23 protein-coding genes are annotated in these 24,785 nt (G+C 40.7%); 16 read left to right on the forward strand and 7 right to left on the reverse strand.

Annotation, left to right across the window (positions count from 1 at the left end):
* Positions 1-191 precede the first annotated feature (191 nt).
* The 6 genes from HQK88_00520 to HQK88_00545 all read left to right on the forward strand — a co-directional run bounded on the left by HQK88_00520 (position 192) and on the right by HQK88_00545 (position 8,114).
* The gene (locus tag HQK88_00520) at positions 192-2,168 is read left to right on the forward strand and encodes a 4-alpha-glucanotransferase (GenBank protein ID MBF0615278.1); all 1,977 of its coding nucleotides are present in this window, start codon (positions 192-194) and stop codon (positions 2,166-2,168) included.
* Between the two features lie 37 nt (positions 2,169-2,205).
* Positions 2,206-4,314: a glycogen debranching protein GlgX gene (glgX, locus tag HQK88_00525; protein ID MBF0615279.1), complete on the forward strand. Its 2,109-nt coding sequence runs from the start codon at positions 2,206-2,208 to the stop codon at positions 4,312-4,314.
* A gap of 180 nt (positions 4,315-4,494) precedes the next feature.
* A complete protein-coding gene (locus tag HQK88_00530) occupies positions 4,495-6,570 on the forward strand; it encodes a PAS domain S-box protein (GenBank protein ID MBF0615280.1) in 2,076 nt (691 codons plus the stop codon).
* An 88-nt stretch (positions 6,571-6,658) separates the two neighbouring features.
* Positions 6,659-6,856 (forward strand): hypothetical protein, encoded by a 198-nt coding sequence (locus HQK88_00535; protein MBF0615281.1) that lies wholly within the window; start codon positions 6,659-6,661, stop codon positions 6,854-6,856.
* Complete coding sequence (locus tag HQK88_00540; GenBank protein ID MBF0615282.1) at positions 6,856-7,122, forward strand: type II toxin-antitoxin system RelE/ParE family toxin; 267 nt, start codon at positions 6,856-6,858, stop codon at positions 7,120-7,122. The genes HQK88_00535 and HQK88_00540 overlap by 1 nt, the downstream gene beginning before the upstream one ends.
* 2 nt (positions 7,123-7,124) lie before the next feature.
* Positions 7,125-8,114: an HD-GYP domain-containing protein gene (locus HQK88_00545; protein ID MBF0615283.1), complete on the forward strand. Its 990-nt coding sequence runs from the start codon at positions 7,125-7,127 to the stop codon at positions 8,112-8,114.
* Positions 8,115-8,175: 61 nt separating this feature from the next.
* Here the strand turns inward: HQK88_00545 and HQK88_00550 are convergent, their stop codons facing one another.
* Positions 8,176-9,537, reverse strand: a complete 1,362-nt coding sequence (locus HQK88_00550) for a TolC family protein (protein MBF0615284.1) — start codon at positions 9,535-9,537, stop codon at positions 8,176-8,178.
* Positions 9,538-9,750: 213 nt separating this feature from the next.
* On the opposite strand from HQK88_00550, the gene HQK88_00555 reads away from it, so the two are divergent.
* The 9 genes from HQK88_00555 (at position 9,751) to HQK88_00595 (ending at position 17,586) form a co-directional block, all read left to right on the forward strand.
* Positions 9,751-11,343, forward strand: a complete 1,593-nt coding sequence (locus HQK88_00555) for a B12-binding domain-containing radical SAM protein (GenBank protein ID MBF0615285.1) — start codon at positions 9,751-9,753, stop codon at positions 11,341-11,343.
* A gap of 166 nt (positions 11,344-11,509) precedes the next feature.
* On the forward strand, positions 11,510-11,752 hold the full coding sequence (locus tag HQK88_00560) for a PCP reductase family protein (protein MBF0615286.1): 243 nt from the start codon (positions 11,510-11,512) through the stop codon (positions 11,750-11,752).
* A gap of 30 nt (positions 11,753-11,782) precedes the next feature.
* A complete protein-coding gene (locus HQK88_00565; protein ID MBF0615287.1) occupies positions 11,783-12,280 on the forward strand; it encodes a 3-isopropylmalate dehydratase small subunit in 498 nt (165 codons plus the stop codon).
* Positions 12,281-12,292: 12 nt separating this feature from the next.
* On the forward strand, positions 12,293-12,868 hold the full coding sequence (locus HQK88_00570) for a dCTP deaminase (protein ID MBF0615288.1): 576 nt from the start codon (positions 12,293-12,295) through the stop codon (positions 12,866-12,868).
* 13 nt (positions 12,869-12,881) lie between these two features.
* On the forward strand, positions 12,882-13,568 hold the full coding sequence (locus HQK88_00575; GenBank protein ID MBF0615289.1) for an HAD family hydrolase: 687 nt from the start codon (positions 12,882-12,884) through the stop codon (positions 13,566-13,568).
* Positions 13,569-13,572: 4 nt separating this feature from the next.
* Positions 13,573-14,184 (forward strand): hypothetical protein, encoded by a 612-nt coding sequence (locus HQK88_00580; protein ID MBF0615290.1) that lies wholly within the window; start codon positions 13,573-13,575, stop codon positions 14,182-14,184.
* Positions 14,184-15,632, forward strand: coding sequence for a hypothetical protein (locus HQK88_00585; GenBank protein MBF0615291.1), 1,449 nt, complete (start codon positions 14,184-14,186; stop codon positions 15,630-15,632). The genes HQK88_00580 and HQK88_00585 overlap by 1 nt, the downstream gene beginning before the upstream one ends.
* Positions 15,633-15,766: 134 nt before the next feature.
* On the forward strand, positions 15,767-16,870 hold the full coding sequence (locus HQK88_00590; protein ID MBF0615292.1) for an ATP-binding protein: 1,104 nt from the start codon (positions 15,767-15,769) through the stop codon (positions 16,868-16,870).
* Complete coding sequence (locus HQK88_00595; protein MBF0615293.1) at positions 16,867-17,586, forward strand: DUF4276 family protein; 720 nt, start codon at positions 16,867-16,869, stop codon at positions 17,584-17,586. The genes HQK88_00590 and HQK88_00595 overlap by 4 nt, the downstream gene beginning before the upstream one ends.
* Before the next feature lie 55 nt (positions 17,587-17,641).
* Here the strand turns inward: HQK88_00595 and HQK88_00600 are convergent, their stop codons facing one another.
* The 6 genes from HQK88_00600 to HQK88_00625 all read right to left on the reverse strand — a co-directional run bounded on the left by HQK88_00600 (position 17,642) and on the right by HQK88_00625 (position 24,353).
* A complete protein-coding gene (locus HQK88_00600; protein ID MBF0615294.1) occupies positions 17,642-19,315 on the reverse strand; it encodes a PocR ligand-binding domain-containing protein in 1,674 nt (557 codons plus the stop codon).
* Positions 19,316-19,427: 112 nt separating this feature from the next.
* Positions 19,428-19,835: a hemerythrin family protein gene (locus HQK88_00605; GenBank protein MBF0615295.1), complete on the reverse strand. Its 408-nt coding sequence runs from the start codon at positions 19,833-19,835 to the stop codon at positions 19,428-19,430.
* A 113-nt stretch (positions 19,836-19,948) separates the two neighbouring features.
* Complete coding sequence (locus HQK88_00610; protein ID MBF0615296.1) at positions 19,949-21,649, reverse strand: AarF/ABC1/UbiB kinase family protein; 1,701 nt, start codon at positions 21,647-21,649, stop codon at positions 19,949-19,951.
* Positions 21,650-21,667: 18 nt separating this feature from the next.
* Positions 21,668-21,991, reverse strand: a complete 324-nt coding sequence (locus HQK88_00615) for a hypothetical protein (protein ID MBF0615297.1) — start codon at positions 21,989-21,991, stop codon at positions 21,668-21,670.
* A 67-nt stretch (positions 21,992-22,058) separates the two neighbouring features.
* The gene (locus tag HQK88_00620; GenBank protein ID MBF0615298.1) at positions 22,059-23,468 is read right to left on the reverse strand and encodes a hypothetical protein; all 1,410 of its coding nucleotides are present in this window, start codon (positions 23,466-23,468) and stop codon (positions 22,059-22,061) included.
* A gap of 354 nt (positions 23,469-23,822) precedes the next feature.
* A complete protein-coding gene (locus tag HQK88_00625) occupies positions 23,823-24,353 on the reverse strand; it encodes a hypothetical protein (GenBank protein MBF0615299.1) in 531 nt (176 codons plus the stop codon).
* A gap of 49 nt (positions 24,354-24,402) precedes the next feature.
* Between HQK88_00625 and HQK88_00630 the strand changes: the two genes are divergently transcribed.
* Positions 24,403-24,780: a hypothetical protein gene (locus HQK88_00630; protein ID MBF0615300.1), complete on the forward strand. Its 378-nt coding sequence runs from the start codon at positions 24,403-24,405 to the stop codon at positions 24,778-24,780.
* Positions 24,781-24,785 lie beyond the last annotated feature (5 nt).

Below are 24,785 nucleotides of genomic sequence, written 5' to 3' on the forward strand. Positions count from 1 at the left end.
TTTGAATGCTATCATAAAATAATTTTAATTGCAAGTGATTTTTTTTCGTTCGGATTTAAATTGAAAAAATGCAGAGACTTACACCACTGTACCCTCCCCTGCCACTTTTCAATAAATATTAATTTATATTATACTACTGCACCCGTAGGGTTTACCATGAAGAGAGCATAAATATGAAAAAGAGGTGTTTTATGAAATTTGGTGAAATAACAAGATTTATGACGGGGGTTGCAATCCCTGTTTTTTCCATAAAAACGGAGGAAAACTGCGGCATTGGAGATTTTCTTGATTTAATAAAATTTGCACATTTTTGTAAGAAGGCCTCTCTTGACGTTATCCAGATTCTTCCGGTAAATGACACCGGTATGGACGCATCCCCGTATAACGCTCTCAGCGCCTTTGCCCTTCATCCAATCTACATAAGGCTTGAAACACTGGCTGACGGCGATCTCAAGTGGAACGACAGCTTCACAACCGAAATTGCTGCGGCTAAGAAACGCCTTAATGCCCTGCCAAAAGTTGACTACCTTGAGGTGCGATCCTTTAAGGAGGGCATGCTTAAGAAAATCTATCTCTATAACGAAAAGAAAATAAAAGGATCAAAAGAGCTCGCTCAGTGGATTTCTGAAAATAAATGGGTTTTGCCTTATGCCGTCTATCGCGCAATTAAGGACACGTACATGTTTGACACGTGGCTCAACTGGAAAGAAATGAGAGACCCCTCTGAGGCAGATTTAAAACAGTATTGGAAAGAACACGAGACAGAGGTTATGTTTTTTGCATGGGTACAGTTTGAACTGGAAAAACAGCTCGTCATGGCATCAAAAACCATAGAGGAAATGGGGTTGAGACTAAAGGGTGACATCCCTATTTTGATAAATGAAGACAGCGCCGATGTGTGGTATGACAGGAGGCTCTTTGACTTAAAAGGACGTGCAGGCGCTCCCCCTGATATGTTTTCCGATATAGGCCAAAACTGGGGCTTCCCGTGTTATAACTGGGATGTGCTTAAAAAGGAGGACTACAGCTTCTGGCGTGCAAGACTTAAACAAGCAGCTAAGTTCTACCACGCCTACCGTATAGATCACGTGCTTGGGTTTTTCCGCATCTGGCGGATACCGGAAACCGAGTCCTCCGGACGGCTTGGGCACTTTGACCCCTGTGCCTCAATGTCTATCTCCGATATTATGAATGCCGGATTCTCTGCCTATCAAGTGCGCTCTTTTGCCGAACCACTCTTTACAAAATCATATCTTAGAAGTTATTTTGGAAACTCCTCGGAATATGTCATAAGCACCTACTTTAAAGAAGACTCGGACGGTAATTTTTCCTTTAACTCAGCTATCAGTGGAGAGAGAGCTATTCTTGCTTTAAAAGATAATGATGATACTAAAATTAAACTCCTTGATCTTTACCGTGACCGCCTTCTGGTTCAACCCAATGTCCTTGTGGATTCATATCAGCCAACATGGTTATACTACAAAAGCCGGGCGTTTCACAATATGGATGACGGGCAGCGCTACCGTGTGCGTGAGCTGATAGACAGAACTACCGCTCAAAACGAAAAAATATGGGCAGAAAACGCTCTGACGCTTCTTACCATGATGTGTGAAACAACGGATATGCTCGTTTGTGCTGAAGATTTAGGGGCGGTGCCAAAGTGTGTGCCCGGGGTGTTAGAGAAACTTAACATTCTCAGCCTGAGAGTAGAGCGTTGGGCACGGGACTATAATATGGACCCGGCCCCGTACATTGATACCGGAGACTATCCGCGGTTAAGCGTCTGTTCACCCTCAGTTCATGACACATCAGTACTCAGAGGCTGGTGGGAGGAGGGCAATTGGGACAGAAACCAGTACTATAACCTGCTCCATTTGTATGGCGACTGCCCGCATCATCTGACCACGGAGGTTGCCGCCGCTGTAATTAGAAGAAACATGCGCTCTAACTCTATGCTCACCATCTTTCCGCTTCAGGATCTTCTGGCTCTCCATGACGATTTAAGAATGCCACTGCCTGAAGATGAACGCGTCAATGTGCCCGGAACAATCACCACCTCTAACTGGTCATTTAGGATGAAAGACAATGTGGAGCGGCTCCTTAACTATGATAACTATACAAATTACCTCAGAAGTTTTATTGATGAGCGCAGGAACCGCTATTTTTGATATAACATACTAAACTTATGGAAGGATACGCTATATTATGAAACCCCTTGAAAAAACTAAAGGCAAACGTCTGTCTAAAAAAGGCGGACTTGAGATCTTCAGAGGCAGTCCTAACCCGCTTGGCTCAACAGTCAGAACAAACGGTATTAATTTTGCTGTTTTTTCAAAACATGCAACCGACGTCATACTAATTATCTATGCCTCAGGGGAGAGAACGCCCATTGCAGAGATTCCTCTGGACTCACAGTACAATAAGACAGGAGACATCTGGCATGTCTTTATAAAAGGTCTCTACACAATGACCCGGTACGGCTACATAATAGAACGTGACCCTAATGATAATCCCAATGTACACAGATTTTGTTGCGGTAACGTGTTGGCAGACCCTTATGCCAAAGCTCTTTCCGGGTCATCAGACTGGGGTAAACTTTACAAGCGCAGAGGGGATGACACCTCTGATACTCCGTACAATATTCGCCGCTCTATTGTTATAGAGGACGACTTCGACTGGGGCTATGACACACAGTTGAATATTCCCATTAAGGATTCCATAATTTACGAAATGCACGTCAGAGGGTTTACCGTTGACAAGTCCTCTGACGCTAACTGTCCCGGCACGTACAATGGAGTCATAGAGAAAATCCCATATCTTAAAGAGCTCGGCGTTACAGCGCTGGAATTGCTTCCCATAATGGAATTTGAAGAGATTGACTCCGACCGCATTGACCCTCTTACAGGGAGACGGCTTTTCAATTACTGGGGTTATCAGCCGATATCGTTTTTTGCTCCTAAAGCCTCCTACGCATGTGATGGCAGAAACGGAATGCAGGTCAGGGAGTTTAAATCTATGGTTAAGGCCCTTCATGAGGCTGGCATTGAGGTGATTCTGGATGTGGTGTTTAATCATACGGCTGAGGGTAATGAGCGAGGGCCCTCGTTTTCGTTTAAAGGCATTGATAATTGCATCTACTACATAGTGGATCCGGTGACAGGAGATTACCATAATTACTCCGGTTGCGGCAACACGTTAAACTGTAATCATCCGGTTGTAAGAAACATGATTTTAGACTGTCTGCGGTACTGGGTGACGGAGATGCACGTGGATGGTTTCCGGTTTGATTTGGCCTCAATATTAGGGCGGGGACGGGACGGCTCAGTGCTAACAGATCCTCCCTTACTTGAGCGAATAGCGGCTGATCCGATTCTTGCCAACACAAAACTAATAGCCGAGGCGTGGGATGCCGCAGGGTTGTATCAGGTCGGTTCATTTCCAAACTGGGGACGGTGGGCGGAGTGGAACGGTAAGTTCAGAGACGATGTGAGACGCTTTGTAAGAGGAGAGAAGGGGTTTGCTGAGGCAATGATGCTGCGATTGATTGGCTCTCCGGATCTTTATAAGGTAAGCGGACGCGAGCCCTTCCACAGTATAAACTTCATCACGTGCCATGATGGCTTTACGCTAAACGATCTGGTCTCTTATGATTATAAACATAACGAAAGCAATGGTGAGGATAACCGAGACGGAGCAAACGACAACTGGAGCTGGAACTGCGGCTGGGAGGGTGATACTGAGCATTACTCGGTAAACATGCTAAGACGGCGTCAGATGAAAAACTTTGCAGCCATACTGCTTCTTTCCCATGGAGTACCGATGATACTTGCCGGAGATGAACTGATGAGGACTCAGAGGGGTAATAATAATGCCTACTGTCAGGACAACAGGATTAGTTGGATAAATTGGGATTTGTTAGAGGAAAATCCTGACATGTTCAGGTTTTTCAGGGAATTGATAAAATTCCGTAAACAACACAATGTCCTGCGTCCGGAGAGATTCCACTCTGAGGATATCAGTTGGCACGGAGTAGAGGTAAACAAGCCCGACTTTTCACAACATTCACGCACTATAGCGATGTTTATAGCAGGACATGACGCAAGCGGTGATATATATATAATATTAAACAGCTACTACGACTTCCTGAGATTTAACCTGCCAGCGCCTACGTGCTGGAAAAAATGGCACAGACTTATAGATACAAATCTTGAGTCGCCCTGTGATATAATGGATGTGGGTTCGGAGTTTTACATAGAGGAGCAAAACCATTACGTGGTGGCACCCAGATCAGTTGTGGTTTTATTGAGTAAGTAGTGGTAGCAAGCCGAGACAGTTGCAAAAATAACAGGTGTGAGCTGAGTTGTAACAGTAGTGAACATATAAAATAAACGGGTAAAGGTATTCGGGGTTTGAGTAATCCATAGACATATTGACTCAGACAGTGATAATATAACAAAGTAGCATTCAGCAAATGGGCAGGAGGAAGGGCTTTAGTTGAAACTCTCTAAAGAGTTAATATCACGGTTGTTTAGCGAAAAGGCGCTCAGTGACTTAAACCTGAAATCGCCTGTGGTTTTTTCTGTATTTATAGTCATATCCATTTTTATATCCGAGTGGTTTATAATGCTGTTAATCCCGCAAGCAAGAGAGGTGTCTGATTTTGTAAAAAGAACGGTAGGTACGACCTCTCTGATAATATTAATGTTACCAGTCCTGTATTTTTTCCTTTTCAGACCTCTTAAGATTCAAGTTACGGAGTGCTGCAGAGCAAAGCAAAAGCTTCGGCAACTTAATAGCGATCTAAACGTAAAAGTCTGTGAACTGGCTACATCTGAGGAACATTTTAAAACTCTGGTTGAGACCATTCCGGATATTGTTTACAGACTTGATGCTGAGGGCAGATTCACGTATCTCAACAACACTATAGAGAATCTCGGGTTTTCACCTGAGGAACTGATTGGCCAGCATTTCAGTGTAATCGTATCATCAGAGTACGTTGAAAAAGTCAGCAAAGAAAATGTGCTGCCTAAATTAACCGGAGTTAAAACCGGAGACAGGGAAGCTCCCAAACTATTTGACGAAAGAAGGTCAGGCCCAAGGAGCACAACCGGACTTGAAGTTCGCATTATGAGAAAATGCGCCGATAACGATGAAACCAAAAATGCCGACCGTATGATAGCTGAGATAAACAGTTCAGGTGTCTATGATGTGGATTGTACAACGATGAGAAAAGAACATTCAGGTACAATAGGAATAATTAAACCGTTGGTTTCTGATACAATTGGCACAGTTGGTGTAATAAGGGATATAACGGTAAGGAAAAAAGCTGAAGAGGCGTTGATTGAAGCTGTTAGACAGTTTAAAATGATTTCTGACGGCATCCCGTCTCTTATCTGGATGTCTGACATTGATGGCGGTTGCACTTATGTCAACAAGCAGTGGCAGGAGTTTACCGGCAAATACATAGATGATGATTTAGGGGAGTGTCTAAAAGAGTCCTTACATCCGGATGATTTAGAAAGAACGAGGGAGGTCTATGCTTATGCCTTTAAAAACTCAAAACCCTTTGAAGTAGAGTTCAGACTGATAAGATATGACGGGGTGTATGTTTGCTTTTTAAACAAGGGAGTGCCATTTACTCTGCCTGATGAAAAATTCTCAGGCTATATCGGACTATGTACTGACATAAGCGCAAGGAAAGCGGCTGAGGAAGAGCTTAAGGAAAAAACAATACAGCTTGAGAATTTAAATCAAAACCTGAATGCACGAGTTATAGAGGAGGTGGATCGGGGCAGGAGAAATGAACAACTTCTGATTCAACAGTCGAAAATGGCATCGATGGGGGAGATGCTTGCCGCTATAGCGCATCAGTGGAGACAGCCGCTTAATGCCCTTGGTTTGCTGGTTCAGGATATAGAGGATGCTTTCGAATATGGAGAGCTTGACAGCCTCAGTATGTCAGATTCAGTCAGCAAATGTATGGAGCAAATAACCTTTATGTCTCGTACAATAGATGATTTCAGGAATTTTTTCAGACCGAGCAAAGAAAAAATTCCTTTTAATGTTGTAACAGCGATAAAGGAGCTTCTTTCTTTTTTGACAGTTCAGTCTGTAAAAGTAGTAATGAAGATAAGGTTTTTTTACAGGCAATGCGACACTGAGGTTACTGTAACTGACATGCCGGAGGACTCTCTTGCCGGGATAATTGTGTTAGGTTATCCAAATGAGTTTAAACACGTTGTGATGAATATAGTAAACAACTCAAAAGATGCAATAGTGAACAGACTTAAGAAAACCCCGGAATTAAAGGGAGATATCCGCATTTCAGTATCAGAGGTAAACGGCAAGGTGCTGATAGAAATAAAGGACAATGGCGGGGGAATCTCTGAAGAGGCATTGCAGAGATTGTTTGAACCATATTTTTCAACTAAGGAGGCAGAAGAGGGGACAGGCATTGGGCTTTACATGTCAAAGGTAATAATCGAAAATAACATGCACGGGCGGCTATATGCTGAAAACGAGGGTGAGGGAGCTAAGTTTACCATAGAGTTAAATGTTTATCACTGCTAAATAACTCTCTCAACAATTGACAACCTTAGTTTAGGCAGCTTAATATAATGAGCTGGTACGGACGGTTAAGTTTAAGGAGATTGGCTTTATGATGGAAATAGTAAAAAAATATGTCGTGGATGAGAATAATAACAGGTTAGCAGTTGAAATTGACATTGAAACATTTAATAAGATTGAAGACATACTAGAAGACTATGGACTCTATAAGCTGATGATTGACGACAAAGACAATGACTCCCTTAACCTTGAACAAGCAAAAGAATATTTTCATGCAGTGTCTGATTAATGGAATTCAGGTACAGGAAGCAATTCTTAAAAGACCTTGCCTCTTTGCCTGCGCCTTACAAAAAACAAATTGAGTACCTTGTGTTTGAGGAGCTGCCTTTGGTTAATCCTGAATCGCTTTTTTCCAGAATATCAAAAATGAAAGGATATGATGGATTTTACAAGGTAAAGAAAGGGGATTTCCGTATTGGCTTGTCTGTTGCTTTTGACAAATTGGAATTCAGAAGAGTGCTCCATAGAAGAGATATTTACAGGTTTTTCCCATAAAAATGATTAAAACTATAGAAACAGAAGAGCTTAAAGTTGGAATGTATGTCAAGATTTCTGAGTCATGGCATAAACATCCGTTTATTAAAAATGAATTTGTAATAACAAACGATATACAAATTAAGCAAATAATTGAAAACGGTATCAAAAGTGTTTTCATAGATACCGATAAAGGTATCTTAACTATAAAGAATATTGAAAACATCACCCATTCAGACAAAGACCTGATGCCGCCCATTGTGTGGCAGCCGGATAAACTAATGCCGGATGATCTTAAAGAAGCCATAGAAGACACCACGATGCCTAAGAGGGAAAAAGCAAAACAAGTTTACAAGTCATCCCTTCAGGTGATGGGAAAATTGTTTGAAAGTCCAACTGCTGAAAACATTAAAACATCAAAAGATGCCGTAGCCAGCCTGGTTGATATGATTCTCAGAGAACCTGAGACCTCTGGCTACCTTTTAAACATAACCTCTCACGATTTCTACACCTATACCCACTCAGTAAATGTGGGGATATTGTCAATAATGGTATCTAAGGAAATCTTCAAAAACTCGGACGCTCATAACATGCACGAAATTGGAGCTGGATTTTTTCTTCACGACATCGGTAAAACTAAAATTACACCAAGGATAATCAACAAACCCGGTCGTCTTACCGATGACGAAATGTTTGAGATGCGCACTCATCCCTATCAGGGGTACAAGATACTCAAAGAGGCTGATCAATTAAGCGAGGAATGTAAAATCATCGTAATGCAGCATCATGAAAGAGAGGACGGAACCGGATATCCGCGCAGGTTAAAAAAGGATGAAATCCACCCCTACGGCAGAATCGGCTGTATTTCGGATGTGTTTGACGCTATCACTGCCGAGCGCTCTTATAAGCAGGCAATGAGCCCGTTTGAAGCCCTGAAACTTATGAAAGAAGAAATGCTGCACCACTTTCAGGAGGAGATATTTTCAAAGTTTGTTTTGATTTTTAGTAAATAACCACTGTGCTGCATCACTGCTTATTAATCTCCCTTATTAGTCAATATTTATAACCATATTTTTATACCGGAGCAATCCCCTGAAGGCGCTTAATTTCGATGAGTGTTTTGGAGTATTCGTTTTTAGCTGTTTTTTCCTGATAAATAGCGGTAACGTAATCGCTTTGGAATTTTAAGACATCGTTTAAAGTGGCAAGTCCTACTTTAAACTTGCCCTCTTCAGCCTCTAACTGTTTTTCTGCGGCAAGACGGGTTTTTTCAGTTGTCTTGATTTTCTTTTCTGCAAAAATCAGGGCGTTTAGCGCATCGCGCAGAGAGGCGGCAGTAGTTTGCTCAATCTCCAGCACTTTGGCCTCGTACTGGTCTTTTTCATAGGATGCCTTCTTGTAGTAGCCCTTAAATTTGCGGTTTCCAATAGGGAGTGATACGGTAACTCCGATTTGCCATGCAAAGTCATTTCCTTGCGTCATTTTATCAAGTGCTGTGCCGTGGTTTTCGCTAAGCCCTATGTAGCCGTAGGAGCCGGTTAAGTCCACCTCCGGAAGCATCTGGTTTTTGTAGTAGTGTTTAAGCAGTTCACGGTTTTGTTTTTCAAGCTTTGCGCTGCGGTAGTCCTGTCTGAACTTAAGTGCAGTCTCAACAATAGTGTCTAACTCTGGCGGTACAACCGGTTTAACAGGCTGAGAAATTGGCAATAGCCGCACATTTTTTTCATTTATGTTTAAAAGCGTTTTAAGAGCGTTTTCAGCATCAACAAGGGTTTTCTCGGCATCAAGAAGATTACCCTCCCGCCTTGCTATCTCAGCCTCTGCCGTGTAGATGTCAACCGGTGCGCTTAAACCAATCTCTATTTTTGCCTTAACAATGTTACAGGTGTCATTGGCAAGGTTTAAGCCAATTTTAGCAGCTTCAACGTTACTTATTGCAGAGGCCAGATCCCAGTACTTTTTAGCTGCCTCAGCAAGTTTATCATTAACAGTTGAATCATACGTTAACTTAGCTATCTCGAAAGTGTTCTTATACACATTGATATTAGTACTTTGCACGGTTGTGCCAAAACCTTTTAATACTGGTTGAGTAATGGATAGTTTTACCTCTGACGTATAATAAGGATTAAATGTCAGGTAGGCAGAGTCTCCCCAGTAACGGTCATTTTCAAATGATAACTGATACTGAGTGCCGGTAAGAAGTGTACCGGAAAGTGTTGAGTTGTAAGTGGATACACTGGACTGAGAACTGTCGTAAGAGGTGCTTGAGGGCTCCTTCGTGTAGGAGTTTGTTACGCCAAGAGATATGGACGGGTCAAATGCACCCTCGTTAATTAACACATCGGAGGCAGCAGAACCTGGCTTGTAGCTTTCCGTCTTTAAAGTAAGATTTTTGTCTAACACCATAGCCGCCACATCCTCAACCGTAAGTTCCATTTGCTCGTGTGCAGAGAGCCGTTGAGCTGGTAAAACTAAAAAAATCAAAATCAAAATATAAAATAATCTATTTGAACTTAACATCGGTGATTATTATATCATTTTTTTACTTTCAAAACTGTTAATTTTATGATAAACTACTGTGTGCAATTTTCCTGATGGTCAGAAATTACTAACCGCATACAAGCGGTAGAAAAAAGGAGCAATAGCCAGATGAAAACCACGTTGATAGCGCCTACGCCGCCGGATGTTGCGGCTTTTGGCGTAAGAACTCTCTCTGCTTATCTGAAAAAGCACGGTAAAGAGGTTAGAAATATATTCCTCCCCGGTGGAGTTGAAAAATTTAAATATAAAACCGGATTTAAGTATAACTACGAACAAAAACTTATGGACCAGGTGATAGAGCTGTGTAAGGGCTCAGACCTCATTGGGATTTCATTTATGAGTAACTACCTTGACAGGGCAACACAACTGTGTGAGACCTTAAGGGCAGCCCTTAAGGTGCCCGTTGTCGTAGGCGGCATACATCCCACCGTAATGTCTGAGGATTGTCTGAGATTTGCTGACATTGTGTGTGTCGGTGAGGGTGAGGAAACACTGCTTGAGCTTGTTAATGCTATTGAGGCAGGTAAGGATTACTCAGACATTCAGAATCTGTGCTTAAAGAAAAACGGTGTAACAGTCAGAAACCCCATGCGGGCACTTGTGCAGGATCTGGACTCAATCCCGTTTTGCGATTTCGGTATGGATGGGCACTTTATCTATGACAATATAAAAGGCTCCATAGAGCCGATGTCAAAAGACCTCTTAAAACGCATGTTTCCACTTGAGCCGCACCTTGAGGGAACATTTTATGATTCATACAAAAGAACTCTTAGCTTTAAAGTTATGACCACACGGGGCTGTCCTCACCACTGCTCGTTCTGTGCGGAAAAAACCCTGTCAGAAATGTACAAGGGGCAGAGGTATTTAAGAAAACGGGGGGTTAACAACATCATAGAGGAGCTTTTGTGGGTAAAGCGGGAATTTGACTTTGTGGAAAGCATCTTTCTGTTTGACGATACCTTTATGGTCAGAGGTGAACCTGAGATAATTGAGTTTGCAGCTGCCTACAAAAAACACATCGGGCTACCATTTCACATTCAGGCAAGTCCGGGCACGGTTACTGAAGCCAAGATGGAGGCACTGATTGATGCCGGCCTTGTTTTCGTTGAGATGGGGATTCAGTCTATGAGTCAACATGGTATGGAGTTATATAAAAGAAGCATCACAGGGGGCACAATTTTAAAGGCTGCCGATGTGTTTCATAAGTATCAGGGGCGAATATATCCGCCGTGTTACCATATAATTTTAGATAACCCATGGGAGAGCACATCTGATGTTGCTGAAACCCTTGATCTTATCCTTCAGCTTCCAAAGCCATTTTGGTTAAAGCGTGCCTCACTGGTCTGTTTTCCCGGAACCGACCTCTATGAAAAAGCTAAGCGTGACGGCATCATTAAAACCGAGGAGGATGAGTGGCGTGAGGTCTATTCAAAGCACCTTCACACTCCGCACGGCTCCTACATAAATTTCCTGACTTATCTGGCCGGTTTTTCCCATTTTCCACGGTTTATGGTAAAGCTGCTTGCCGCTAAACCGCTTATAAAACTTCTTGATAAGGAGTCTTTGAACGGGCTTTACAGTTACTTAAACAGAATGGGAGAGAGGTTAATAGTAATATCTAAAGGAGTTCGATCACTATTTAAAGGTGATTTTCACCGTATATACAGATACTTTGTAAGGACGGGGTCTAAGACTTCTTAAAAAGGAGGACTGTATCATGAAATTTAACTGTCTGAAATGTAATATAGAAATGCCGGTTAAGAGGGAGCAAAGCACTGAAGCCTATGCCGCTGGCGCAACGTTAACGTTTTCCTGTGCCGGTTGTGGAGCTTCTTTTGCAATGATTGCTAATCCTATGGAGGAGAAGATGATAAAAGAGCTTGGTGTGCATGAAGGCAAGCCAAAAGTGCCGGAAACCCCGGTGGAATCTGTAAGCACTGCCACAAAGACATTACAGTGGGAGCCTGAGGCACTTAAGCGGCTTGAGAAAGTGCCTGTGTTTGTAAGATGGATGGCCAAGTCAACAATCGAAAACCATGCACGGGAAAAGGGATTAAGCACAATCACTGTGGCTCTGATGGAGGAGGCGAGGCATCTTTATGGAAATTAAAGAAACTTTTTTAAGAGGGAGGATTATCCCGTGTTAATAAAAGGGAAATCATGGAAATTTGGAAGAGACATTGATACGGATGCGATAATTCCGGCAAGGTACTTAAACACTTCAGACCCTGCGGAGCTTGCAGCGCATGTGATGGATGATGCTGATAAGGATTTTTATAAGAAATTAAGCCAAGGGGATTTAATAGTTGCAGAGGAAAACTTTGGCTGCGGCTCATCCCGTGAACACGCCCCTATTGCCATAAAAGCCGCAGGGCTTTCAGCGGTTTTAGCAAAAAGCTATGCCAGAATATTTTACAGAAACGCCTTTAACATAGGATTGCCTATTTTTGAATCCTCGGAGGCCGTCGATGGCATAAAAGAGGGTGATGTGGTAGAGATAGATGCGGATACCGGAATAATTAAAAACCACACGACTGGGGCTGAGTTTAAAGCAAAGCCAATCCCTCCGTTTATGCAGGAGCTGATAAACTCCGGCGGACTTATTGAGTGGACACGAAAAAAACTGAAAATTGCCTGAGTTTATAAAGATATGATTTTATCAGACAGAGACATAAGACAATCATTAGAGAGCGGACGGATAACGGTTGTACCGTACCCTGAGCTTGACAAGCAGCTGGGAGCCTGCACGCTTGATATGCGGCTGGGTAATGTCTTTAGCGTGTTTGAACACAGCAGATATCCTGTGCTTGATTTAAGATCGGGAATTAAAATTGATGACATCATGAAATCAATAACAATCCCTGACGGAGAAAGGTTTATCCTTCAGCCAGGGGAGTTTGCTCTTGCTATGACTATTGAGAGACTTGAGCTGCCGGCAGACCTTGTTGGCCGTATAGACGGCAGAAGCAGTCTGGGACGCCTCGGACTAATAATTCATGGCACCGCTTCAACGTTTGAACCGGGTTGGAGAGGAAATCCCACCCTGGAGCTCAGTAACATTGGCAGAATGCCGATAGCACTGTATCCGGGTATGCGAATATGCTCTTTCACATTTGAAATGCTCTCATCTCCTGCAGAGGTTCCCTATGACAAGAAGGTAAGTGCAAAGTACATGAATCAGGACGGACCTCAGCCCAGTAAAATAATTGACGATGACGCCACATAGATAGACGGGCTGCATGAAAAAGTTAAAGGGAGTGTTTTTTGATATAGGATCAACTTTGGTAATGGGGCCGGATATATCGCCATGTAAGGATATTGCCAAAATTCTTGGCCACACTGAGATTAACTCTGACATGGTTAAAGATATAATAATGGTCAGAGAGCTAACATCTCCACCCGATATAATCAAATATCTTGTGAGCATTGTAAATGCAGAAGCCATAACGAGGTGCACGCATAAGGTTAAGGATCTCTGGGATAGCCAGGAAATAGCAGCTATAGAAATAACAGGTGCTTCTGAGACAGTAAAAGAACTGAAACAGATGGGATTACTTATAGGCCTTATTTCAGACATTTGGGTACCATACTATAAGTCTTTCAAACTGGCCTGCCCTGAGATTGTGGCCACAGTGGACAGTACCACGCTGAGTTTCAGAGAGGGCGTAAGAAAACCCAACCCAGTGCTTTATGAAAGGGCTTTGGCATCTCTTGATTTGACCCCTGACGCTGCCGTTATGGTAGGGGATTCGTATTTTAGCGACATCGAGCCGGCTATGAAGTTGGGCATGAATACTGTGTGGTTTTTGTCACGTCCCGCACATGAGCTGGATCCAATTGTACGGGTATTTAATGGCGAACTTAAAAAACCTGATTACACCATAGGAACAATTTCACAGCTACTAATGCTGGATTTATGGAGATAAATATATGAAAATTTTAAAGATAAAACATTTCTCTACCGGACAGTTGATTGAAAATCTTAAAAACATTACGATGCTTCATGCACCGGAAATCCGCCCTTATAAAGATGTGTTTATTTCATTAGAGCATATTTCTGTCAACTACCTGCATCCGGCACAGTATTATGTCTTACATAAGGAATTAGACAAAGTGCGCAATCTGAGGTGGGAGCTAAGAAATCACAATATAGACATTTTTAATTTAAACGGCTATGTGAAAATATGGCTTGAGGATGAGGAGGAGCCAATTGATCTGCTCCCTCCGGTAGTTGAGGAATCCATTGAAAAAGACGGACGAGTCGTAAACATCATAAACGATGGAATGCACAGGGTGTTTTTGTCGCGTCTTGAATGGGTCAATCCTCAGGTAATTTTTGTGCGCGGTATTCCCAAAGATTTACCCTATTACGCATACCCAATTCCAGAGGGATGGGATAAGGTTAAAATTGTTGAGGATTTACCGGAGGGGTTTCTTAAGAAATGGCACAGAATTGAAAAGTATAAGACACTTTACAGAAACTTCAACTCTGCATTTGAAAATGTTGGAGGCCCCAGAGGGCATAACTCCAAAAAGAGTTAATGGAATTTGTACCTGTTTATTATAAAGACTCCCTAACCATTATAAATCCAAATGGTTATGTTGGAGTTGTCACCCTATGGTCAAAGCCGCAAGCAGTAATAGACAAATTCAAAGAGGCTGGTGTGGATTTAGACGCATCCAGCTCACAAGTCGCCGCTTTTGGCACACTCTATGGCAATGGACTAAAGCACCTTCTTGCCAATTTGCTCTATAACCCTCAGATAACACATATCTTAATTTGCGGACGGGATACCGGAGGGTCGTTGCAGCAACTGTTGAGCTTTTTTAATAAAGGTGTGGAAAAAGAAATTCAACTTGGCATTACAAGTAACAGGATTATCGGCACATCCAGATTTTTGCCTGAGGCGTTAACTCCTGAGTTATTTAAGAATCCTCCCAATTTAACCTATATAGGAAAGGAGAGCGACGCTGAATTTAAAATAAAACTGATGGCTTTCTTTGATAATCTTCCGTCAGGATTAAATATGGCAGAGGCTGAGAGAGTAGAAATAGATTTACCAGAAATTACTCCCTCGTATTTTCCTTCTAATCAGCGCAGTCATATAATTATAAAAAACACTCCGCTTGAAGCGTGGAAAGAGTTGATCTTTTGTCTGGATCGTTTTGGGCGCATGACAGAGCTTAAGCCTGACAAGCGCCGCAAAGAGCTGCAAAACGTAAAGGTAATAGTAGAAAATCCGATAGAGGAGAACAACGAGCGTTTAAAGCCGTTTGGATTTTCTATCGAAGAGCTCCATGACTATCAGAGCACAGTCATGAGCGATATTGTAGAGGGGGATTATGGCTATGGCAACAGAATCAGGGATTATTTTGATGTGGATGCTCTGATTGTCTGTATAGAAAAACTAAAGAGAAACCGGCAGGACAGGCGTTCTTTTATAGTGCTATGGGATTCAAGGACAGACCTGACCGACACATGGCGCTCCTCTCCTTGTTTAGCTACAATTTTTCTCCGGGTGTTTGATGATAAACTGACACTTTCGGCAACTTTCAGAGTCCATAACGCATTGGATGCGTGGCTCAAAAATTTCTATGCTCTTATGGCTATTCAAAAGCATGTCGCACAACAGACAGGGATACAAGCAGGAGCTATAACTATAATCAGCCACTCCATAAGCATAAATCCCGATGAGGGGTATGAAAAGCTCCAGATGATTGTCCGTGAGCACAGCGGTAATTTTAAGTTTGAGGCCGACCCAAACGGGCAGTTCAGATTTAAAATTGAGGATGGGCAAATTGTTGCAGAGCATATCTATAATGGAGAGAAACTCACTGAATACAGGAGTAAAAAAGCCGAGCGGATACAGTATGAGATAAAACGCGACAGGGCAATCTCAGACATAGGCCACGCTATTTTTGTAGGCAGACAACTTGCTAAGGCTGAGCGGTGCTTAAAAACCGGTGAGGCATTTACTGAAGAATTGTAACGCTCTAATTATGTTTCTTGTATGTCTTTAAAAACAAACGAATAATCACTGACAACATCTGCAATAAGATTTATAAATCTATGTTATACTTAATAAATAATTTGAGTAACAGATTGTTGAATGCAGGAGCGTAAATGATTATTACTAAACTTGAATATAGTGAAAACGTTTTTGGCAGACAATGGAAATTAAAAAGTACTGATCTGAGTATGCACAATTTAATTATCGGCCTTAACGCTACAGGTAAGACCAGATCCTTGAACGCTATATTGGATTTGAGATTATGTATCATGAAATCAATCATTTACAGTAGCTTTATGAAAAATTCGCAACGATCATGGGATATTGAATTTTTAGATACTCAAATTACGCCACCAGTTAAATATGTTTATAAATTGATATTATCAGAAATACAAGTAGAACTTGAGGAATTTAAAAATGATGAACGTGTGTTAATAAAAAGAGAAAAAGATAACGGTCAGATATTTTCTGAAAGCACAAAAAAAATGATAGATTTCTCACCTCCTGAAAAAGAGTTAACGGTAAACGTGCGTCGTGATAAAAAAGAATTTCCTTTTCTGGAAAAATTGTGGTCATGGGCAGATGAATTTCGTTCCTTAAACTTTACACAGTTTAGCCCGCATTTTGTTATGTATAAAGACACGCTTGAGAGATTTAATCAGGACTTGGTAATAGCATCTTTAGAACTTATTTTAAATATTAAGAGAATGGATGCCCTTATAGCTGACTTTACAAACATTGGTTATCCCATCAAAAATATTGAAGTTATCAAAATTCCAAATGGAGACTCTTTTATAAACGTTAATGAGGAAAGTTTAGGGTTTAATACTTCTCAGGGTTATATGTCGCAGGGTATGCTTCGGGCACTTTCAACAATTATCATAGTTGAAGCATTTTTGATAAGGAACACACCATATACCCTTGTAATAGACGATATTGGGGAGGGTTTGGATTTTGAAAGGTCTTCTAAGCTTACGAAACTTATTATGGGAAAACTCAAGGATACGAAAATACAGCTAATTGCAGCATCCAATGACAGATTTTTAATAAATGCCGTGGATATTACTTCGTTGAACATACTGGAAAGAACCGGACATACAGTTGAGTCTTATAATTATTTCAATAATAAAGAAATGTTTGATGAGTTTTCACTTACCGGTTTAAATAACTTTGATCTTCTTACCGGGAAAATGTACAAAGAATGGGATAATAATTGAAAAAAATAGCTTTTTTTGTCGAGGGACAAACTGAAGCGATTTTTCTTGAAAATTTTTTGTTAGCTTATATGGGTTATCATAATTTAGAACTAGAACGATGCAAGTATATAGGTCAATATCTCACAAAAGTTACTATGCTAGAAAATCCAAATGCAATTTATGAAGTTCTAATCTATGATGTAAGCGGTGATAGTAGCGTTGCATCAAAAATTAAAGAAAGAGCAGAGTCTATGATTAAAGTCAATGGATACGACTATATCATCGGTCTTCATGATCTATATCATATAAAAATAAATGAGGAAAAAATAAAAAAAGAAGAAAAGAAGAAAGTTATAGGAGCTTTTAGAAAGTTATTCAAAAACAAGGATTATTATGAAAGAATAATCCTTGTACTTGCAATAATGGAAATAGAGGCATGGTTTCTGATGGATTCTAAGATGTTTTGTAAAATTGAGAGTTTGCTAACCCATAACTTTATCAAAAAAGAATTGGGATATGATTTAATCAACGATAATCCTGAATCTTACCCTCATCCTACAAAAATTATTGATAAAATCTATCATTTATGCGGCAAAAGTTATGACAAACACAAAGATGACTCGTACAAAATAGCCTATAATTTGGACTATACTGATCTATGTCTAAACGGCGAGTATAGAAACAAAGTAGAAAGCTGGAGGTACTTCTTAGATTGCATCAATTTGGTTTTTGAATAAGAATTTTGAATAAGAAATTATTATACCGGACACAGCCTTTCCGGAATTCCCCCTCCTACACCACTATCTTAAACTCACACCAGCCATCAATGTTTCTTACCGAAATAGCGCCTTTCATACTCTTTTCCACTATGAGTTTTGTGATGTATAAACCGAGTCCTGTCCCTCTAGACTTATCTTTGGTTGTAAAATATGGGTCAAAAATTCTACCGATAATGTCCTCACGCACTCCGCCTCCGTTGTCAGTGATAGTGATAACTACTTTGCCATCGGACGTATCTTTGTATGAGTTAATCTTAACAATACGCGTTGAGACATGTCTTTGATCAAAAACATCCCTGACGTTAGACAGTATGTTCAGTATTACCTGGGCAAACTCGCTGGGTACCACGTTCAGAGTCAGCCCATCATCAATTTCCTTCTCAATAATAATATCTTTTACCTCAAAATACACATTTGTAATTGACAATGCACTCTCTATCACATCTTTAATCCTGAGTACCTCTTTTTGCTGATTGCTAAGATAAAAATCTTTGAAGCCATCTATCGTATTTGAAAGCGCCACTAGCTCTGACATAACATCTGTAATACTTTTATCCAGATAGCCTTCATTTAATTCATTACACATGTAAGCGTCCCGTATATCCTGCACTAAAAGGCCAATTGCAGCAAGGGGCTGTCTCCACTGATGAGCAATGTTTACCAGCAGCTCTCCCATTGCCATGTGACGGGACTGTTCATACATCAGCTGGTCTTTTAACCTGTTTTTTTCTATCTCCTCAGCCACCCTGTTCTCAAGATTGATAGTGAACTGCTTTAGCGCCTCCTCTATACGTATTCGCTCTGTGATGTCTCTTGATATTATACAAAACACATCTCGGCCCTTATAGGTAAAAAAACCTATGCTCAACTCAACGGAAAACACTGTTCCATCCTTATGTCTGTGCAAGATGTTGGTCACTCTCTGGCGTGATGTAGTTTTTGCCTTTTTTGCTATTGCAAATGATTTTTCAGGTTCCGCTGATATAATGGTTACACTTGCGCCTTTCATCTCCTCCCTGCTGTAACCATACAGATTACACCACGCATCATTTGAATCAATAAACTCATATGTTTCAGCGTCACAAAGAAATATAGCGTCATTTTCATGCGTAAACAGTAACCTGTACTTCTCTTCACTGTCTCTGAGGTCTCTTTCCATTGACTCCAACGTTTTTTTCTTTGCCAGTCCTGTTTCACCAATAAGCATGGCAAGACGCAGCAGGAAATCAACTATCATTTTTACATATTCCTCAGTAAATACCGGGACCTTTGAAAGCGCCTCAAGATACTCATCCTTATTAAAACCACACTCCTCAGCTTGTCTGATAAAGTATTGTTCATTTGGCGGCTCAAAAAGGAACTGTCCTGTAAAGAGATTTCCCATATGCGCGCCGTCAATAATTATAGGCACTGCAACATCCACAAGGCCATTTTTGCATCTGCAAACGTTGTATTGCTCTTTTGCATTTACTTTCTCAGCAAGGATAAAATCACTCTCTTTGCATCTTACCTCAGTTATGGGGTTTACACGATGAAATTTAGTACAGATCTGTTGCCAGCCGCTTGCAGTAAGTATATTACCGTCTATATCTAAAATTACAGTATGTGTTCCCGTAAGTCTGGTAAAACTTGCAGAGAGTTCCTGCAATTCCTTAATGTCGAAAATTTCTGATAGCTTGTAGGTCATAAGTAGATTAAAATACGGATAAGCACGGATGAACACAGATTATGGTTTTTCAATTTTTATCTGCTCTTATCTGTGTCCATCTGAGGTTAATTTCCTCTCCCTTTAGCGACTATTACTTGATACCTTTCTCATTTAAAAACGCCGAGTACTGTTTGTCTGTGCCAACGATGTGTTTGGTAAGCCAGTCTTTCAGGAAATTCATAAGTAACAGATCAACCATAGCACGGCCGGCTTTAAACTGAGCATCAAAACTTATCACCTTTTGTGTTAAATCATCATGCTCCTGTTTGTGGGCAACTGTCTGTGGATAACCATGGGCAGCAAACAGTCTCTCCTCATTACCAAAGTGATACTTTGTGTACTCTATCAGTTCGGTTAATACCGCCCCAAGTACATCCTTGCCTTTTCTAGCCGTTACAGCATCAAACAGGTCATTAATCAAAGATATCAGTTTCTTGTGTTGATCATCCAGCTCCTTTACACGCACACTTAAATTGTCATTCCACGTAATTAGTGACATATGTTTAAATCCCCCTGCATTTAATTGTGCAATCGATTTTCATTTTACTTTTCACCCATAAAACATATTATACATAAAATAATGGAAAATGAACAGATTTTGAAAAAGAAACGTCAAAACCTTCCCGATCGTATAATGGAGATAATAAGCCATATCCCCAGAAAAAAGGATATTATAAAGCCCAAAGTCCCAATTGCAGGCATATCAAAAACCTTAGCTCCTATCCCTGACATTGTTAATATGGCTGAGCTCATTATGATTGAAGCTGTCACAATGCTAAAAGAAAGACGGTTGGTCGAACGGTCGAAATCCCGGATAAGACGCTCTACGCCGATTATGTTAAACTTCACAATGAACTCATTATTTATCATTTTTCTAATCAGTACCCGCAGTTTCTTAGGGGTATCAATAAGGGAATCGGCCAGATCCGAGAGGTTTTTCCCAACTTTAGCATACATCTTCTTAGGGCCGTACTTTTTCCTGATAAGCATGGTTGTGTATGGGGCTGAGGCCGTGATAAAGTTAAAATCCTTATCTATTTCCCTCACTATGCTATCTACCATGAGCATACACTTATCTATTAATAAGAGCGAGGACGGAATTTTAAGTTTGTGCTTAAGGGAAAGTTTGGTTATAGTGTCAAGGTACTCGGCAAAATTAATCTCAGCAAGTGCAGTGTCATAAAGAGGTATGAGAATTTCCATCATATCGTTTAGAAATTCCTTTCTGAACCTGTCTATGTCCACCTCTTCTGTGACCATCCCTAAGGATATAAACTCATCAATCAGACTCTCAAAATCCTTGTTGACGATGGCTATAAGAATTCCTGCAATGCTTTCCATGACATCAGGAGTAAGCCACGCCGCCATGCCATAATCCACTATGCCTATTATGCCGTCATCAACAATAAAAAGATTTCCTGGATGTGGGTCAGCATGAAAAAAACCATCCTCTAGAATCATCTTAAAGTAGGCATTAACAAGATTTTCCGCTATCTCGCCTTTATCTAACCCAAGCCTTTCCATTGACTTTACATCGTTTATCCTTATACCCTCAATCCGTTCAAGCACAATAACTCTCTCTGATGTATAGGCAGGATAGAGTATCGGGATTTTTATGCTCTCAACTTTTTTAAAATTCCTCGCAAAGCGTTGTACGTTCTTAGCTTCCTCCATAAAATTCAGTTCTTTTTTTATGGTTTTTGCAAACTCCTCAACTATCCCCACAGGGTTAAATATCTCAGCCCCTGGGATATACCTAAGCATCATGGAGGCCAGAAGCCGCATGATATTTATGTCGGTCTCTATGGTTTGGCGAATGTTTGGCCTCTGTACCTTAACCACAACCTTTGTGCCGTCATTGAGCACTGCCTTATGTACTTGAGCAACTGAGGCCGCTGCAATTGGAGTTCTATCTATTTTAGCAAATATTTGATCAATTGGCAGATGTAGATCTGCCTCTATTGTCTCCTTTACACCTTCAAACGGAAATGGCGGCACTTCATCCTGCAGCTTTGCAAACTCGGCAGCAAATTTCTCTGTTATCAGGTCCGGGCGTGAGGACAGTATCTGAGCAAGTTTTATAAATGACGGCCCAAGGTCAGAAAACGCCCGCCTCAGCCGCTCTGCTATTGTCGTTTCTATTATTTCAACCTGGGTAAAAATTTTCAACCGCTTTCTAAAAGGTATCAAACGGCTTAAGTTAAGTTGCTCAATAAACTGTCCAAACCCATGCTTTGCAAGAATGTTCAGAATCTGAGTTATTCTGTTTATATTTTTGTAGGTTTTAGTGAGTTTCAGGATTTCAGAAAACATTTGCTGAGTTATATTCCTTTAGTGCTTCTCATCATCTGTATTTTTCGTGCCTTCAAGCGCACTGACACGAGCTGAAAGTGAATTCACTTTTTTAGTTAACTTTTCAATATCATCCTTTTTGGCAAGGTTCATTTTCTCTAAGACCGAACTTATTGTCTCTGACAGATTTGAAGAGAATTCGCTGCCGGTCTTACCAAGTTTTTCTGACCACTCTTTGACCATTTTCATGCCCTGGGATTCACTCAGTTCCCCCTTCTTTACCAAATCCTCAACAAAATTCCTCACCATCTCCTGAGCGCCAAGCGCTGCCATTGCAAACTCTTTCAGAGTATCAAATACCATCGTCGGATCCTCCTTTATTTTTCATGATACTCTAACATAAAAGGAGTTATAATAGGGAAGAATTTTTTTACTTTTTCCCCCATATTTCCACTGTGCGTTTTCCGTCATTAAATGTGAGTACCATGGTTTTTTTGTGGGTAAGCATTAAATAATTCGTAAACTCAGCATCACCTAACTGTATCATGTTTCCGTTAAACCACAAAACGTAGGGGATATCCTCCATTTTGTAGTTAAACGGGTTGCCAAAGTCACCGCTTTTATATGTAACATGGTAGCCCTCCTGCATATTTGGCGGGTAGAGATTGCAATAGTAATTAAACTCCGGAGCATTTACTACAAGAGCTGGAGACCTTTGTGGTACAATTGTATTTATTTTCTTAGCAATGAGGAGAGTTTCTTTTTTGTCCTTGACGCTTAAGGCATAGACAAGGGGTACGTAGATGGCAACAGACACTGGCCCCATAAGTGCCAGGATAAGGAAAGCAGCCGCTACTTTTCTAAGTTTATCCTGAAACTGCCCGTTAAAAAAGAATTGTTTGGCTGTATAAACCAAAAGTATTAAAGCATAGGGTAAGCACAATTGAAAATAGTGCGCATATGTTCTGAAATAAAGCGGAACAATATGAAAAAGGCAAAGAAAAGAGAAAATTAGCAAATAAAAATCAAATGTTTTCATTAACATAACTGCCGACAGAATCAATACGCCTATAATCCATAACCCTCTGACACTGAAAATACCTGAGAGCATATTTAATAATCCTGCCTTTACATATCCCTGGCCGCTTAACTGTGAAACAAATGATCTAACATCAAGATTAAGAAAATGAACCACCAACAAAGCGGCTGAAAGAAATCCTGCAATAAATAAAAGCCCCCTTAGCAGTCCGCCTCTTATTTCAAATGTTTCCTGTTTTATGAAAAGCATCGCTGACAAAGCAGGGAGTGCCAAAAACCCATACTGTTTAGACATGACAGCAAGCAACAGACACACACCTGAGGCAAAAGCGCCAGCCATGGTTGGATTAAGCAGTAAAAAAACAGCGGAAAGAGTGAAAAAATTAACAAACGGTTCTATCACAAACCATGGCCCGTCATAAGCCAAATAAAAAAATAAAAACACAATGCCGCAAAACACACTAACAGCCATACTTTTGAATAACCTCTTTGCTATTAAAGACAACATAAGAGCCGAGGCCATCTCAACAATAAAGAGAGCAAATTTGTAGAGTACATCACCTCCGCCAAAAAATTTCTTAAAAAATAAAAAATAAAAATAGATAGCAGGAGGATAATGCACCTTAATATCCACATAAGGCCTTAGCCCGTCACTAATTCTTTCCATAGTTGACAGGTAGTCGCCACCATCGGGGTTGATGGGAAAAAGAAAGATTATTCTAATCCATGAAAAAGCCAGAAATACAGTGACGAGAGCCAAAGTTACGATAAATAACCGGCGTAGATTCCTTTTGTGCACCATCCGCTGGATACTAACATATTTTAGGAGTATTTTGAAAAAGAATGATTCCTCTGCACCTTGTTCTCACTATTGCATCACTATTTTCAATGGGACTTGGTCGCTCTGATTTCAAAACTATATGAAAATATAATAATTATAAATATAACTTGACATTTAATTTTTTTAGACTTACTATGGAGTTTATGTTACGTGCTTAATAGTTTTTTTTGGCAGTGTTAATGCGTGTGTTGTGATTAAAAAATAAGGAGAAACGCTGATGAAAACAATAATACCAATAAGCAAAATCTTTTCTTGCCTTTCTGTTTTCCTGTTTATGTGCTTAGTTGTTATACCTTATGGTGAAGCATCTAATGTTTATGACGGTACATGGACAGGCATAGCTACAAGTTCCAGCAACAGCGGTGATGGTGGAAATTTCATTTTTTCTGTAAGCAGCGATATTATGAATTCTATCACAATGTTAGTTGGCTTTAGGATATCAGGCACAAGTTGCTTTACAATACAAGCCGTCCCAAATACTACTAATTTGACAACAGATGTAAGTTCCGGCAGCTTTACCGTAAATGCTAACAATAACGAAATGACATTCACAGGCACGTTTTCCGGCGCCACTTTAGCCTCCGGCACGTGGACCGGCTCATCTAACGCTAATATGTGTAATGTATCGTCATCAGGTACATGGACTGCTACAAAAGGTGGTACCTCAGCTTCAAGCTCAACCACCACAACGACTGCATTATCACACAGCACTACCACAACGACTGCATTATCACACAGCACCACCACAACGACTGCATTATCACACAGCACCACCACAACGACTGCCACAACTACAGCTGGCACCACCACAGCCTTAACCACAACAGGCGGCTCTAACAATATCAAATACACAATCCCCTACCTTCACACAGACACAAATAACGTGATTTATTGTGTGGCAAGTAATATGACATCATCCTCTCAGACAGGTTATGTGATGGTAATGGCTAACAATGTTGGCACTATACTCACACCATCATATGAAAGCACTACATTTTCACTTTCAGGTAAAACATCATCCATGTTGACATTTTCCGGACACACGCTAACTGCTGGTTCCACACCAATAAGTTTGCTTGTTAACACAGGGGGTTCATCCAGTCAAACAGCGATGTATTCAGCAAGACTAACATTTAGTTCCAATGATACTACAACAAAGTGTAAAACAATGGGTTTGGCGTGTTTTCAGGGAACCACTTCACCTAAACGTAACGTTTTAGGGATAATGTGCGACGATAACACAACTTACACAGGCACTGTACTTGCCCATTAATTTTA

It is taken from the genome of Nitrospirota bacterium (assembly GCA_015233895.1).
Taxonomy (GTDB): Bacteria; Nitrospirota; Thermodesulfovibrionia; order Thermodesulfovibrionales; family Magnetobacteriaceae; genus Magnetomonas.

Coding starts and splice junctions, on each gene's coding strand:
- HQK88_00520 (MBF0615278.1), top strand. CDS start 192: ATGAAATTTGGTGAAATAACAAGATTTATGACGGGGGTTGCAATCCCT.
- glgX (MBF0615279.1), top strand. CDS start 2,206: ATGAAACCCCTTGAAAAAACTAAAGGCAAACGTCTGTCTAAAAAAGGC.
- HQK88_00535 (MBF0615281.1), top strand. CDS start 6,659: ATGATGGAAATAGTAAAAAAATATGTCGTGGATGAGAATAATAACAGG.
- HQK88_00540 (MBF0615282.1), top strand. CDS start 6,856: ATGGAATTCAGGTACAGGAAGCAATTCTTAAAAGACCTTGCCTCTTTG.
- HQK88_00545 (MBF0615283.1), top strand. CDS start 7,125: ATGATTAAAACTATAGAAACAGAAGAGCTTAAAGTTGGAATGTATGTC.
- HQK88_00550 (MBF0615284.1), bottom strand. CDS start 9,537: ATGGAACTTACGGTTGAGGATGTGGCGGCTATGGTGTTAGACAAAAAT.
- HQK88_00555 (MBF0615285.1), top strand. CDS start 9,751: ATGAAAACCACGTTGATAGCGCCTACGCCGCCGGATGTTGCGGCTTTT.
- HQK88_00560 (MBF0615286.1), top strand. CDS start 11,510: ATGATAAAAGAGCTTGGTGTGCATGAAGGCAAGCCAAAAGTGCCGGAA.
- HQK88_00570 (MBF0615288.1), top strand. CDS start 12,293: ATGATTTTATCAGACAGAGACATAAGACAATCATTAGAGAGCGGACGG.
- HQK88_00575 (MBF0615289.1), top strand. CDS start 12,882: ATGAAAAAGTTAAAGGGAGTGTTTTTTGATATAGGATCAACTTTGGTA.
- HQK88_00580 (MBF0615290.1), top strand. CDS start 13,573: ATGAAAATTTTAAAGATAAAACATTTCTCTACCGGACAGTTGATTGAA.
- HQK88_00585 (MBF0615291.1), top strand. CDS start 14,184: ATGGAATTTGTACCTGTTTATTATAAAGACTCCCTAACCATTATAAAT.
- HQK88_00590 (MBF0615292.1), top strand. CDS start 15,767: ATGATTATTACTAAACTTGAATATAGTGAAAACGTTTTTGGCAGACAA.
- HQK88_00600 (MBF0615294.1), bottom strand. CDS start 19,315: ATGACCTACAAGCTATCAGAAATTTTCGACATTAAGGAATTGCAGGAA.
- HQK88_00605 (MBF0615295.1), bottom strand. CDS start 19,835: ATGTCACTAATTACGTGGAATGACAATTTAAGTGTGCGTGTAAAGGAG.
- HQK88_00610 (MBF0615296.1), bottom strand. CDS start 21,649: ATGTTTTCTGAAATCCTGAAACTCACTAAAACCTACAAAAATATAAAC.
- HQK88_00615 (MBF0615297.1), bottom strand. CDS start 21,991: ATGGTATTTGATACTCTGAAAGAGTTTGCAATGGCAGCGCTTGGCGCT.
- HQK88_00620 (MBF0615298.1), bottom strand. CDS start 23,468: ATGGTGCACAAAAGGAATCTACGCCGGTTATTTATCGTAACTTTGGCT.